Here is a 13,097-nt window from a genome sequence, read left to right as displayed (position 1 = left end):
AATGGCCCCCCCGCCCTCAGGTAATGACGCTCGGCTCGGTCCGTCCTGTGTGATGGCGGATTTCGGCGAGCTTTTCGGCGCAAGCGACCAGATCGGCCAGGGCGCCTTGCGTTTCGAGATCGTGTTTCGCCGGGTCGGGTTCATAGCGCTCGATATAGACGCGCAAGGTGGCGCCCGAGGTGCCGGTGCCGGACAGGCGATAGACGATGCGCGAACCATCCGTGAAAAGGATGCGGATGCCCTGCTGTTTCGAGACCGAGCCATCGATGGGATCGTTATAGGCGAAATCGTCCGCCGCCTCGATTTTCAGCCCGCCAAAACTTGTCCCGGCGAGGCACGGCAGTTTTTTGCGCAAGGACGCGACCAGCGCATTGGCGCCTTCGCTCGCCACTTCTTCGTAATCGTGGCGCGAATAATAATTGCGGCCATATTCGGCCCAGTGGAGGCGCACGATGTCGGCGACGCTCTGCTTGCGGACGGCCAATATGTTCAGCCACATCAGCACCGCCCAGACCCCGTCCTTCTCGCGGACATGATTGGAACTGGCGCCGGCGCTTTCCTCGCCGCAAATGGTGACGCGGCCGGCGTCGAGCAGATTGCCGAAAAATTTCCAGCCCGTCGGCGTCTCGTACATGCCGATCCCCAGCTTTTTCGCCACAAGGTCGGCGGCGCGGCTGGTCGGCATGGAGCGGGCGACGCCCGCTAACCCTGCGCGATAACCCTTCACCAGATGGGCGTTGGCGGCGAGGATCGCGAGACTGTCGGAAGGCGTGACGAACTGGCTGCGCCCGATGATCAGATTGCGGTCGCCGTCGCCGTCGGAAGCCGCGCATAAATCGGGCGACTGCGCCGACATGGCGAGATCGAGCAAATGTTTGGCGTGGACGAGATTGGGGTCGGGGTGATGGCCGCCGAAATCCTCCAGCGGCTCGGCGTTGATCACGCTGCCGGGGCCAGCGCCAAGCCTTTCCTCGAAAATCGCCTTGGCATAGGGGCCGGTGACGGCGCTCATCGCGTCGAATTTCAAGGTGAAGCCGTCGCGGAACATCGCCGCGATGGCCTCGAAATCGAACAGGCTCTCCATCAGTTCGAGATAAATGGCGACTGGATCGACGACGCGCACTTTCGCCGCGCCAAGCTGGGTCTCTCCTGGCGTGTCGAGATCGACATTCGTCGCTTCGATGATCTTGTAGCTTTCGATTGTTTCGCTATGGGCGAAAATCGCCTCGGTGATTTTTTCCGGGGCGGGACCGCCATTGGAGATGTTGTATTTGATGCCAAAATCGCCGTCCGGGCCACCCGGATTATGGCTGGCGGAGAGTACGATGCCCCCAAAGGCCTTCTCGGCGCGGATCACCGCCGAGGCGGCGGGGGTGGAGAGGATTCCGCCGCGTCCGACAATGATTTCGCCAAAACCATTGGCCGCCGCCATTTTCAGGACGATCTGGATCGCTTCGCGATTGAAGAACCGGCCGTCGCCGCCGAGAACCAGCTTTTTTCCCTCAAAACCTTCCAGTGATGAAAAAATCGACTGGACGAAATTGGCGAGATAATGCGGCTGCTGGAACACGGTCGTCTTCTTGCGCAGGCCGGAGGTGCCGGGACGCTGGTCGGCGAAGGGCTTCGTCGCGACGGTCTGGATTTGCGGAAACGAAGCGTTCATGCGGCGAGGTTCCGGAACAGGTTGGCGTAAGTTTTGGCGGGCTGAGTCCAGCTCACATCGCATTTCATGCCATTGAGCTGGATTTGGCGCCAGAGCGGCGGGTCGGCAAAAAGTCCGGCCGCCTTGCGCAAGGCGGCGGCCAAGGCGCCGGCGGCGACCGGCTCGAACTGCAGGCCGGTGGCGCAGCCTGCCGAAAGCGCCATGTCATTGGCGTCGATGATCGTATCCGCGAGGCCGCCGACCCGCGAGGTCAGCGGCACCGCGCCATAGCGCAGGGCGCAAAGCTGGGTCAGGCCACAGGGCTCGAAACGCGAGGGGACGAGCAGCATATCGGCGCCGGCCTGGATCATATGGGCGAGATCCTCGGCATAGCCGAAACGCGCCGCGATCCGGTCCGGGGACTCGCTGGCCGCCGCGGCGAATGCGTGCTCCAGCGCGGGGTCGCCGGAGCCGAGCAGGGCCAGTTGCAGATTGAGCGGCTCGAACAAAGGCAGGCAGTCGAGGACGAGATCCAGTCCCTTCTGGCTCGACAACCGACTGACCACGCCGAGCAGCAGCGCCCCGTCGATTTCCGGCAGGCCCATTTTCTTCCGCAGCGCGCGGGTGTTTTCCGCGCGGGCTTTGATCGTACGCAGGGAATAATGTTTCGTGACCAGCGGGTCCGAGGCCGGGTCCCAGACCCGCGTGTCGATGCCGTTGCGGATGCCGAACAGGACGTCTCCCCGGGAGCGCAACAGGCCGTCGAAACCCATGCCCTGATCGGGCTCGAGGATTTCCTGCGCATAGGTCGGCGAGACGGTGGTGATGGCGTCGGAATAATTGACGCCGCTTTTCAAGAAACTGATCTGGCCGTAATATTCGAGCCCTTCGGTGACCAGACTCGCTTCCGGCAGGCCCAACGGCGCGAGCAAGCCTGAGGGAAACAGGCCCTGGAAAGCGAGATTGTGGATGGTGAGGACGCAAGCCGGCGAGCGCCGTCCGCTGAAGCGCAGATAGGCGGCGGTCAGGCCGGCCTGCCAGTCATGGGCGTGGACCACGTCGGGCGCGAAACCGTCCGCCAGCCCCTGCGACAAAGCCGCGCCGGCTCTGGCCAGGGCGGCGAAACGCTGGGCGTTGTCGGCATGGTCCAGCCCGTCGGGACCGAGATAGGGGCCGCCGGGGCGAAGATAGAGATGCGGCGCATCGAGCGCGAACAAGTCGAGCGCCCCCGAATTGCCGCGCAGAATGCGCGCCGGGGCGCCGAACAGGTCCTTGAAACGCGCCACCGGCTCGGCCTTTTCCAGACCGTCGAGCACGGCGGCATAGCCGGGGACGAGAGTGGAGACCGCGACATTTTCCTGCGCCAGCGCCAGGGGCAGGGCCCCGGCGACATCGGCGAGGCCGCCGGTCTTGACCAGCGGATATATCTCCGAGGCGATGGAGAGCACGGCCAGTCCGTCCATCACAACAGCCGATCGATCATCGGCTGGGTCACGAGGCAGACGCCTCTTTCGCTGCGGCGGAACCGCGCCGCGTCAAGCTCCGGGTCCTCGCCGATCACCAGGCCTTCCGGAATGCGCACGCCGCGATCGACAATCACATTGGTCAGCCGCGCCCAACGGCCGATGTCGACTTCCGGCAGAATGACGGAAAAATGCACATGGGAAAAGGAATTGGCCCGCACATTGTTGAACAGCAGGCTGCGGCGGAGCGAAGACCCCGAGACGATGCTGCCCCCGGAAACCAGCGAGGAAATCGCGTGACCGCGCCGGCCTTCCTCGTCATGGACGAATTTGGCCGGCGCGGTCAGTTCGTTATATGTCCAGATCGGCCAGTTGCGGTCGAACAGATCGAGTTCCGGAGTGATTTCGGTGAGATCGATATTGGCGGCCCAATAAGCGTCGATCGTGCCGACGTCGCGCCAATAGGCGCGCGTCTCGTTTTCCGAGCGCACGCAGGAGTCGGAAAAGCGATGCGCCACGGCCTTGCCGTTGGCGACAATGAAAGGGATCAGATCCTTGCCGAAATCATGGCTTGAATTGACGTCGGCGGCGTCGCGGCGCAGCAGGTCGAACAGGAATTTGGCGTCGAAGACGTAAATCCCCATGCTGGCGAGGCAACGGTCGGGCTTTCCGGGCATGGTTGGCGGGTCACTCGACTTTTCGACGAAGCTGACGATGCGGTCCAGCTTGTCCACACCCATCACGCCAAAGCCCTTCGCCTCCTCGGGCGAGACTTCCAGACAGCCCACCGTCACGTCGGCGCCCTGGTCGACATGCTGCTGGAGCATCAGCTCGTAATCCATCTTGTAAATATGGTCGCCGGCCAGGATGACGATATATTGCGGCGCATAATCCTCGACGATGTCGGCGTTCTGGAACACGGCGTCGGCCGTGCCGACATACCATTGGGTCTCGGACACGCGCTGCGAGGCGGGCAATATATCAAAGCTTTCGTTGCGCTCGGGGCGCAGAAAGGTCCAGCCGCGCTGCAAATGGCGGATCAGGCTGTGCGCCTTGTACTGGGTGGCGACGCAAATCCGCCTGATGCCGGAATTGAGGGCGTTGGACAGGGCGAAGTCGATGATGCGGGACTTTCCGCCGAAATAGACGGCGGGCTTGGCGCGCCGGTCGGTCAGCTCCATCAGGCGGGAGCCGCGACCACCCGCCAGGACATAGGCCAAGGCTTGACGCGCCAGAGGGGAGTGGGCTGCAACCGTCATTTCCGTCTCCGGCCGAATAAACGTTCGAAACGCCAACCGGGCTCCGGACAAAGCGAGCCTGCCCCGGTTCTGGCCGCTCGCCCTTTTTAGCGCCGAGCGGCTGTTAACGATTTGCGCCATCTCAATTTAGGGAGGATCATCCCTCCCGCACCGGCACTTTCCAGATTTCCTCGGCGTATTCCGCTATGGCCCGGTCCGAGGAAAACCAGGACGCGCGGGCGGTATTGAGGATCGCCGAACGCTGCCACGATTTTCGGTCGCGCCATTTGCGATCCACCGCGCGCTGCGCCGCGTAATAGGCGTCGAAATCGGCGGTGACCAGAAAATGGTCGTGATAGGTCAGCACGCTGACAAGCTGGGCGTAGCGGTTGCGGTCGTCCGGCGAGAACACGCCGTGGGCCACCGAATCCAGCACTTCGCGCAGGATTGGCGAATTGGCGATGGTTTCGCACGAGTCGGCGACATTTTGGCGATGCTCGGCCACCTGTTCGGTGGTCAGGCCGAAGATGAAGATATTATCATCGCCGACCTTTTCTCGAATTTCGATATTGGCGCCGTCGAGCGTGCCGATGGTCAAGGCGCCGTTTAGCGTCATTTTCATATTGCCGGTGCCGGAGGCTTCCATGCCCGCCGTCGAAATCTGCTCCGACAGGTCGGCGGCGGGAATGATCGATTCCGCCAGGCTGACGTTGTAATTGGGCAGGAAAACCACTTTCAGCAGGTCGCGCACGGTGGGGTCGTTGTTGACCACGCGGGCGACATCATTGGCCAGTTTGATGATCAGCTTGGCTTGGGTGTAGCTCGCCGCCGCCTTGCCCGCGAAAATCTTTACCCGAGGCACGAAGTCGCGCATGGGTTGCGCGCGAATGTCGTTGTAGAGGGCGATGGTCTCCAGAATGTTCAGCAATTGTCGCTTGTATTCATGGATGCGCTTGATCTGCACGTCGAACAGAGCGGCTGGATCGACCTTGACCAGCAGCCGGTCGGCGATGAGCTTGGCCAGCGCCTCCTTGTTGGCGAGTTTCGCTGCCGCGAAGCGCTTCTGGAAATCGAGGTCGCCCGCCAGCGGTTCGAGCTTTTCCAGCTCGGAAAAATCGTCCAGCACGGAAGGCCCGATCGTTTCGCACAACAAGCGGGTCAGCTGCGGATTGGCCTCGATCAGCCAGCGGCGGAAGGTGACGCCATTGGTCTTGTTGACGATTCGGTCGGGAAATATCTCGTTCAGGTCGCGGAAAACGGTCTGCTTCACCAATTCCGTATGGAGCGCGGAGACGCCATTGACCTTGTGCGAGCCAAGAAAGGCGAGATGGCCCATGCGCACATGCCGGCCGTTATGCTCGTCGATCAGCGACAGGGAAGCGAGCTTGCCTGCGTCGTCATAGCCCTCGCGGCGCAACCGGTCGAGATGCAAGGCGTTGATCAGATAGATGATCTGCATATGGCGCGGCAGCAGCCGCTCCATCAAGGGCGCCGGCCAGGTCTCCAGCGCCTCCGGCAACAATGTATGATTGGTGTAGGAGAAGGTCGCCTGGGTGATCTGCCAGGCTTTCTCCCAGTCCAGTCCATGCGCGTCGACCAACAGGCGCATCATTTCGGCTATCGCTATGGCCGGATGGGTGTCGTTGAGCTGGATCGCCGCTTTTTCCGCCAGGGTCTCGATGTCGCCATGCTGTTTGAGATGGCGGCGGATCAGGTCTTGCAGCGAGGCCGAGGCGAAGAAATATTCCTGGCGCAGGCGCAGTTCCTGCCCCGCCGGTGTGGAATCGCTGGGATAGAGCACTTTCGAGATCGATTCGGCGCGCATCCGGTCGGCGAGAGCGCCGACGTAGTCACCCTGGTTGAACACGTCGAGACGCAATGGATCGGGCGCGCGCGCCGACCACAGCCGCAAGGTGTTGACGTGGACGCCGCGCCATCCGACCACCGGCGTGTCATAGGCGACGGCTTCGACCGTCTCCGACGGGCGCCAGATCTGCGCCGGCGCGCCATGCGGGCGCGGCTTGCTGTCGACCACGCCGCCAAAACCGATGGCGTAATTCACCTCCGGCCGCGAAAACTCCCAGGGATTGCCGAAATCGAGCCAGTCTTCCGGATATTCGTGCTGCCAGCCGTCGCTGATGGTCTGGCGGAACAGACCGTGGTCATAGCGAATGCCATAGCCATGCGCGGCGATCGACAAAGTGGCCATGCTTTCCATGAAACAGGCGGCGAGTCGTCCGAGGCCGCCATTGCCGAGCGCGGCGTCGGGCTCGATGTTGCGCAGCTTGTCGAGGTCGATGTCGAGACCGGCCAAGGCCGCGCGCATCGGCTCCAGAAGGCCGGTATTGCTCAAAGAATCGACCAGCAGGCGGCCGATCAGGAACTCCAGCGACAGATAATAGACGCGACGGCGGTTGTCGCGGTAGTTGCCGCGCACCGAGGTCAGCCAGTCGTCGACGATCCGGTCGCGCGCCGCCAGCGCCACCGCCATGAACCAGTCGCGCTCGGAGGCGGCGTTGCGGTCCTTGCCGACGCTGTAGGTGAGCTTTTCCAGCACGGCCGCGCGGAGGCGGGCGACCAGATCGTCGCCGGCGCCAAGGGCGGATTCAGACGCCTGTTCTGTGGAAACGGCGGGATAAAGTTCGTTCATGGCGGCTCGTTCAGGTTTTTTCGCGCATCTGTCAAGCAGCGAAATCGCTAACTGGCAATCGCTTTGTCGGTTTCGTCGGACGCCGACGAAATGTTTGATGGATCTTCATGCCGGGACTGTGTGCGCCAAACGGCAATGCAGATCGCCGCGACCGGCAGGCCGATGCAGGAGGTAGCGACGAAAAAGGCCGGATAGCCGAAAGCGGCGACGGCATAGCCGGAAAAGCCGCCGAGCAGTTTGCCGGGCAGGGCATAAAGGGAAGACAGCAAGGCGTATTGCGCGGCGGCGTAAAGCGGCGAGGTCAGCGACGACATGAAGGCGATCAGGGCCGTGCCGGCGAAACCGCCGGCGAAATTCTCGACGCAGATCGAAAGCGTCAGAAATCTCAAATCATGCCCCTGGGTCGCCACGAGGGCGAGGCTCAGATGCGAGGCGCTGGCGGCGACGCCGCCGATCAGCAACGACGGCATCAGTCCCAGCCGCGCCACGGCGAGGCCGCCGGCAAAAATCCCGGCCAGTCCTACGGCAAACCCGAAAACCTTGGTGATCGAGGCGATCTCGGCTTTGGAAAAGCCCAAGTCTATATAAAGCGGATTGGCCATGACGCCGGAAACGAAATCGGGCAGCCGATAGATCGCCAGCAAGGCGATGAACAAAAGCGCGTTGCGGCCCTGACGCCGGAAGAAATCCTTCAACGGATCGACGAAAGCCTCGCGCAAGCTCTTGCGCCTGTGGCTCTCGGCGCTGAAAGCCGGTTCCGCCGCGAGCAGGGTTGCGGCGAGGCCGACGCTCATCAAACAGGCCATCACGAGATAGGCGGTTCGCCAGCTGGCGGCTTCGGCTATATAGAGCGCGCCGGCGCCGGCGCCGAGCATGCCGAAGCGATAGCCGAACTGGCTGGCCGCCGAGAGTTCTCCCTGCTGCTCAGGCGGAGCGATGGAGATTCGCCAGCCGTCGATGACCACATCCTGGGTCGCGGCGCAAAAGCCCAGAAGAAACGCGAAGGCGATGGTCCAGGGCAGGTTGTGGCCGGGATCGCCAAAGGCGAGACCGACCAGAGCGAGAGCGACGCCCGCTTGCGTCAGCGCCATCCAGCCGCGCCTGCGTCCCAGTATGCGACCGATCGCAGGGGCGTCATATTGGTCGAGCAGCGGCGCCCAAAGGAATTTAAGCGAATAGGCCAGAGCGACCCAGCTCATCAGGCCGATATGCTCGCGCGCGACCCCGGCTTCGCGCAGCCAGGCCGATTGCGTTGAAAACACCAAAAGGAAGGGCAGGCCCGAGGAAAATCCGAGCGCCAGCATCAGGGCCAACCGCTTGTCGGCGAACAGACGGGTCAGGGATTTACGCTGCGATTCGAACTGCATGGGTGGATTATGCCATGGACGTCCCGCAAAAGCGAAAATCACGACATCCCTTTTTTCCATCGTATTAGTGGAATAAATAGGTCCAATGCTGTTATTTTAATCGAAACTGGGCGAGTCGCCTCAGGATCAGGAAAAATGCTGACCAACAAAGGAAAATACGGCCTCAAGGCGATGGTTCACCTCGCCGGCCTGACGCCGGGCGCGCTGGCCCAGGTGCAGGAAATGGCCGATAGCAACGCCATTCCGAAAAAATTTCTCGACCAGATTCTGTCGGAATTGCGTAATTCCGGGCTGGTTTTCTCGAAAAAAGGCAAGGGTGGCGGCTATGGGCTGGCGCGGCCGGCAAGCGAAATCAGCGTCGGCCAGATCGTGCGGGTCCTGGACGGGCCTTTGGCGCCGATCCAATGCGCCAGCGTCACCGCCTATCGCTCCTGCGACGATTGCGGCGACGAAAAAATCTGCACGGTTCGGCTGATCATGGTCAAGGCCCGCAACGCCATCGCCTCCGTTCTCGACAACCATACGCTCGCGGACATGCGGGCGCTGGGCGCGCCGTCCGAGGCGACAGAGACGTTTCACATCTGAACCGCAGCTATCTCCGGAAGCAGCCGCCGCGCGATCTTGCCGTTCTTTGTGCGCGGCAGGGCTTTGAGAAACACGTATTTTTTGGGGTTCTTGTAACCGGCGAGATGTTCGGCGCAGTGGGCGGCCAGCGCCGCCTCGTCGGCCCGCGCGCCGGGCGCGAGAACGACGAAAGCGCAGATTACGCCGACATCGGAGCGCAGTTTTCTTTCCGCCACGGCGACATCGGCGACATCAGGCGCATGGGACAACGCCGCTTCGACTTCCGCCGGCGAAACCCGATAACCTTGCGCGTTCATCAGGTCGTCGCGGCGCCCGTGCAGCCAGAAATAGCCGTCTTCGTCCATTTCGGCGACATCGCCGCCGATGAACCACTCGCCGCGATAAATTTCCTCTTCCGCTTCGGGGCGGTTCCAATAGCGCAGCATCAGGCCGGGGTCGCAGCGTTGGACGGCGATCAGGCCAGTGTTTTTCGCCGGCAACGGCGTCACGCCCTCTTCCAGGGGCAGGATGGCGACCTTTCGTCCCGGCTGCGCCTTGCCGGGCGAACCGGGCCGGACAGGAATGGTCGGGCCGCTGGAAATATAGGTCGAAATTTCGCTCATCCCCAACGCCTCATAGAGCGGCTTGCCTGTCAGGCCGATGAATTTTTCGCGCAATGCCGGCGCCAGCGCCTCGCCCGCCGTCAGTCCGTGCCGCAGGCTGGCGAGATTTTTCGCCGTGCAGGAGGGTTCACGCAACATCTGGCGATAGACGCCGGGCACGGCGGCGAAGATACTGGCGCGGTGACGCGCGATGAGGCGCGGCCACACGCCGGGATCGGGCGGCCCGTTGTACAAAACCGCCGAAGCGCCCCGTGAAAAAGGGTCCATCAGGCCGACGCCGAGCGTATAGGTCCAGTTGAAGGCGCCGGCGTGCAGGACCACGTCCTGCTCCGAAAGGCCGAGCCAGTGGTCGAGCATGGGAGCGCGTCCCAAAATGACGCGCTGGGCATGCAACACGCCTTTGGGGCGGCTGGCCGTGCCGGACGTATAGATGAGATAGGCGGGATCGTCGCGAAAAGTCGCCGCATAGGGCATGGGGTCGAAGGCGGCGAGGCGCGACAGTTCCTGCGCATCGATGACGTGCGCGCCCGCGGCCGCCGCGAGGCCCTGGGAGCAGACGATCGCTTGGGCGCCCGAATCGGCGAGCAGGAAATCCACCTCCTCCGCGGTCAGTTGCGCCGAGGCAGGCAGGGCCACGAGGCCGGCGGCGACCAAAGCGAAAAAGCTCAAGACATAATCGAGGTCGTTGCCGCGCCGGATCATGACCCGGTCGCCCCGTGAAAAGCCGAGGGAGGAAAAGCCGGCGGCGAGGCGACGCACGGCGAGGTCCATTTCGCCATAGGTCAGGCTTTGATCGTCCTGCGGGCCGGCCAGCACCAAAGCGGTCTTGGCCGTTCGGCGCGCCGCGTTCTCCGCCAGGCAGAAGGCGGCGAGATTGAACGGATCATGTGGAAGAGTCATGGCGAGAAAAACAAACCTTCATGCTTCTGTCACCCGATTTTCATAGGCAGGCGCGATGCCCCCCCGTCAAGTTGAAAGGAAGGCCCATGTCGCAATCCGTGTCCGAGTCGATGACCAATGTCGATAGTCTGAACGCCCGCAAGACATATGACCGCATCGCCTTTCTTTACGACTTCCTGGACGCCCCTTATGAAATCGCCTGGAAGCGCGCCCTGCGCCGCCGGGTTTTCGAAGGCCTCCACGGCGCCATTCTCGACGCGGGCGTCGGCACCGGCTGCAATTTCGTCGCCTACCCCCCGGGCGTCAAGGCTTTCGGCTGCGACGCCAGCGCGGCCATGCTGGAGAAGGCGCGGGCGCGGGCCGACAAGCTCGGACAACTGGTCGAATTGCGTTGCTCCGACCTGACCCGGCTCGACTGGCCGGACGCGACCTTCGACGGCATCGTCGCCACTTTCGTCTTTGCCTGTATCGAGGATCACGAGCAGGCGGCGGCTCTGTCGGAACTCCGGCGGGTGTGCAAGCCGGGCGGCGAGATCCGCATCGTCGATTACCGCCTTTCGCCGCGCCCGCTGGTGCGCGCCCGCCAAAAACTGATGTCGGCCTGGCTGAACGGAACCTTCGCCGCCACCTATACGCCGAAGACCGAAGATTATTTCGATCAGGCCGGGCTGGAAGTGATCGACGAGACTTTTATACGCAGCGATGTGCTGAAGATGATCCGCCTGCGTCCGCTCTGAACTTCCAGTGCAATAGGACAAGGCGCCGCTTGCAAAAGCGGCGCTTTTTTTGTGACGATTGCTCGAATTTCTGCAGTGAAAGAGGCCAACATGAGCAAGTATTCGGCGCTACGCGATCATCTACAAAAGCAGCACCTTTCGACCTTCGAACTTACGTTCAAAGAGATCGAAGAGATAATCGAAGGCTCCCTTCCGGCTAGCGCCTCCCGACCGCAATGGTGGGCTAACGTCGCCGGGCCATCTTCTCATGTTCAGCGCGAAGCTTGGCGCGCTGCAGGCTATGATGCGTTCTTAATCAGCGGCAGAAACAGGGTTAAGTTTCAAAAGGTCTCTTAATCCGTGGCGCGCGTGCCGCTCGGACCTTTAAGTCTTTTTTCTTTGCATACACCTAAAAAAAGGGCGGCCTCTCGGCCACCCCCAAATTTTCGAACTCCGCTTGCGCTCAGAACACGTGGCGGAAGATCCAGTAGAGCGAGCCCGACAGCAGCATCGCGACCGGCAGGGTCAGAACCCAGGCCAGGGCCAGGTTGCGCAGGGTCGACATCTGCAGGCCCGAACCATTGGCCGCCATGGTGCCGGCGACGCCGGAAGACAGGACGTGGGTGGTCGAGACCGGCAGGCCGAAACCGTCGGCGGCGCCGATGGTCGCCATGGCCACCAGTTCCGCCGAAGCGCCCTGGGCATAGGTCAGGTGGGTCTTGCCGATCTTTTCGCCGACGGTGACGACAATGCGCTTCCAGCCGATCATGGTGCCAAGGCCGAGCGCGATGGCGACGACGATCTTCACCCAGATCGGGATGAATTTGGTCGCCTGGTCGAGAGAGCCCTTGTAGGCCTTGAGCGCGGCGATGTCGGAGACGGTCAGTTCGACGGCCTTGTCCTTCATCAGGAAGCGAATGGCTTCCGAGGCCAGATACATGTCGTTACGGGTGTTGCCGACGTTTTCGAGCGGCACTTTGGCGATCGAGCCAAACGACGCGACCTGCTGGTCGATGTCCCGGATCAGCGCCGCAAGCGACGGAACGGTGCCTTCGGTGATCTTGTGCTCCGAAATAAACGCGGTGACGGCGGGGCGCGGGTCGCCGATGATATTGTAGCCGGCGGCCTTTGAGGTCACCACTTGCTCGGCGGCGACCGAGTTCTTGGTGAACTGGGCGATGTGGCTTTCCGGCAGCGAGCGGTTCAGGGCGTAGGCGGTGGGAACCGTGCCGATCAGGATCAGCATGATCAGGCCCATGCCCTTCTGGCCGTCGTTCGAGCCATGGGCGAAGGAGACGCCGGTGCAGGTGAAGATCAGCAAAGCGCGGATCCACAGCGGCGGCGTGCCGTCGCCGGTCGGGGCGGCGTAAAGCTCGGGCTTCTTGATCAGCAATTTCATCAGCTTCAGCATGCCCCAGGCGCAGATGAAGCCGACCAGCGGCGACAGCAGCAGCGCGTAGCCGATTTCGGTGGCCTTGCTCCAGTCGACGCCGGCGGTTCCATCCCGGCCGCGCATAAGCGCGTTGGTGACGCCGACGCCGATGATCGAACCGATCAAGGTGTGCGACGAGGAGGCCGGCAGGCCGAGCCACCAGGTGCCGAGGTTCCAGATGATCGCGGCGATGAGCAGGGCGAAGACCATGGCGAAGCCGGCGTCCGAGCCGACCTGCAGGATCAGTTCGACCGGCAGCAGCGAAATGATGCCGAAGGCGACGGCGCCGCTGGAGGTCAGAACGCCGAGAAAGTTGAAAAAGCCTGACCACATCACCGCGTAGTTGGCGGGCAGCGAATGGGTGTAGATGACGGTGGCGACCGCATTGGCGGTGTCGTGGAAGCCGTTGACGAATTCGAAGCCCAGCGCGATCAGCAAGGCGACGCCGAGCAGGATGAAAGGCCAGAAAGTGACGTCCACCACCTTGGAGCCAAGATCGGAA

Annotated in this window: 10 protein-coding genes; 3 read left to right on the top strand and 7 right to left on the bottom strand. The window is 62.5% G+C overall.

The features are described 5' to 3' along the window. Positions 1 to 16: 16 nt before the first annotated feature. The 5 genes from ACLP2E_RS15960 to ACLP2E_RS15940 form a co-directional block, all read right to left on the bottom strand. Complete coding sequence (locus tag ACLP2E_RS15960) at positions 17 to 1,663, bottom strand: alpha-D-glucose phosphate-specific phosphoglucomutase (RefSeq protein WP_442466492.1); 1,647 nt, start codon at positions 1,661 to 1,663, stop codon at positions 17 to 19. Continuing rightward, a complete protein-coding gene (glgA, locus tag ACLP2E_RS15955) occupies positions 1,660 to 3,105 on the bottom strand; it encodes a glycogen synthase GlgA (RefSeq protein ID WP_442462440.1) in 1,446 nt (481 codons plus the stop codon). Before glgA ends, ACLP2E_RS15960 begins: the two co-directional genes overlap by 4 nt. Further along, positions 3,105 to 4,364 (bottom strand): glucose-1-phosphate adenylyltransferase, encoded by a 1,260-nt coding sequence (glgC, locus tag ACLP2E_RS15950; RefSeq protein ID WP_442462439.1) that lies wholly within the window; start codon positions 4,362 to 4,364, stop codon positions 3,105 to 3,107. The genes glgA and glgC overlap by 1 nt, the downstream gene beginning before the upstream one ends. A gap of 136 nt (positions 4,365 to 4,500) precedes the next feature. Then, positions 4,501 to 6,993, bottom strand: coding sequence for a glycogen/starch/alpha-glucan phosphorylase (locus ACLP2E_RS15945; protein WP_442462438.1), 2,493 nt, complete (start codon positions 6,991 to 6,993; stop codon positions 4,501 to 4,503). A 47-nt stretch (positions 6,994 to 7,040) separates the two neighbouring features. Then, positions 7,041 to 8,360 (bottom strand): AmpG family muropeptide MFS transporter, encoded by a 1,320-nt coding sequence (locus tag ACLP2E_RS15940; protein WP_442466491.1) that lies wholly within the window; start codon positions 8,358 to 8,360, stop codon positions 7,041 to 7,043. A 135-nt stretch (positions 8,361 to 8,495) separates the two neighbouring features. Between ACLP2E_RS15940 and ACLP2E_RS15935 the strand changes: the two genes are divergently transcribed. Beyond that, positions 8,496 to 8,945 carry an RrF2 family transcriptional regulator gene (locus ACLP2E_RS15935; RefSeq protein WP_442462436.1) on the top strand — a complete coding sequence of 150 codons (450 nt, stop codon included), beginning with the start codon at positions 8,496 to 8,498 and terminating at the stop codon, positions 8,943 to 8,945. Here ACLP2E_RS15935 and ACLP2E_RS15930 read toward each other — a convergent pair. Continuing rightward, positions 8,936 to 10,447, bottom strand: coding sequence for an acyl-CoA synthetase (locus tag ACLP2E_RS15930; RefSeq protein ID WP_442466490.1), 1,512 nt, complete (start codon positions 10,445 to 10,447; stop codon positions 8,936 to 8,938). The genes ACLP2E_RS15935 and ACLP2E_RS15930 overlap by 10 nt on opposite strands. A gap of 86 nt (positions 10,448 to 10,533) precedes the next feature. Between ACLP2E_RS15930 and ACLP2E_RS15925 the strand changes: the two genes are divergently transcribed. Then, on the top strand, positions 10,534 to 11,184 hold the full coding sequence (locus tag ACLP2E_RS15925; RefSeq protein WP_442466489.1) for a class I SAM-dependent methyltransferase: 651 nt from the start codon (positions 10,534 to 10,536) through the stop codon (positions 11,182 to 11,184). A 90-nt stretch (positions 11,185 to 11,274) separates the two neighbouring features. After that, a complete protein-coding gene (locus tag ACLP2E_RS15920; protein WP_442462433.1) occupies positions 11,275 to 11,520 on the top strand; it encodes a DUF7662 domain-containing protein in 246 nt (81 codons plus the stop codon). Between the two features lie 106 nt (positions 11,521 to 11,626). Here the strand turns inward: ACLP2E_RS15920 and ACLP2E_RS15915 are convergent. Beyond that, a partial coding sequence (locus ACLP2E_RS15915) for an inorganic phosphate transporter (protein WP_442466488.1) occupies positions 11,627 to 13,097 on the bottom strand: 1,471 nt, incomplete at its 5' end.

The organism is Rhodoblastus sp. (assembly GCF_052145335.1).
Lineage (GTDB): Bacteria > Pseudomonadota > Alphaproteobacteria > Rhizobiales > Beijerinckiaceae > Rhodoblastus.
Note: the sequence above shows the minus strand (reverse complement) of the source record. Positions and strands in the feature narration are given on the sequence as shown.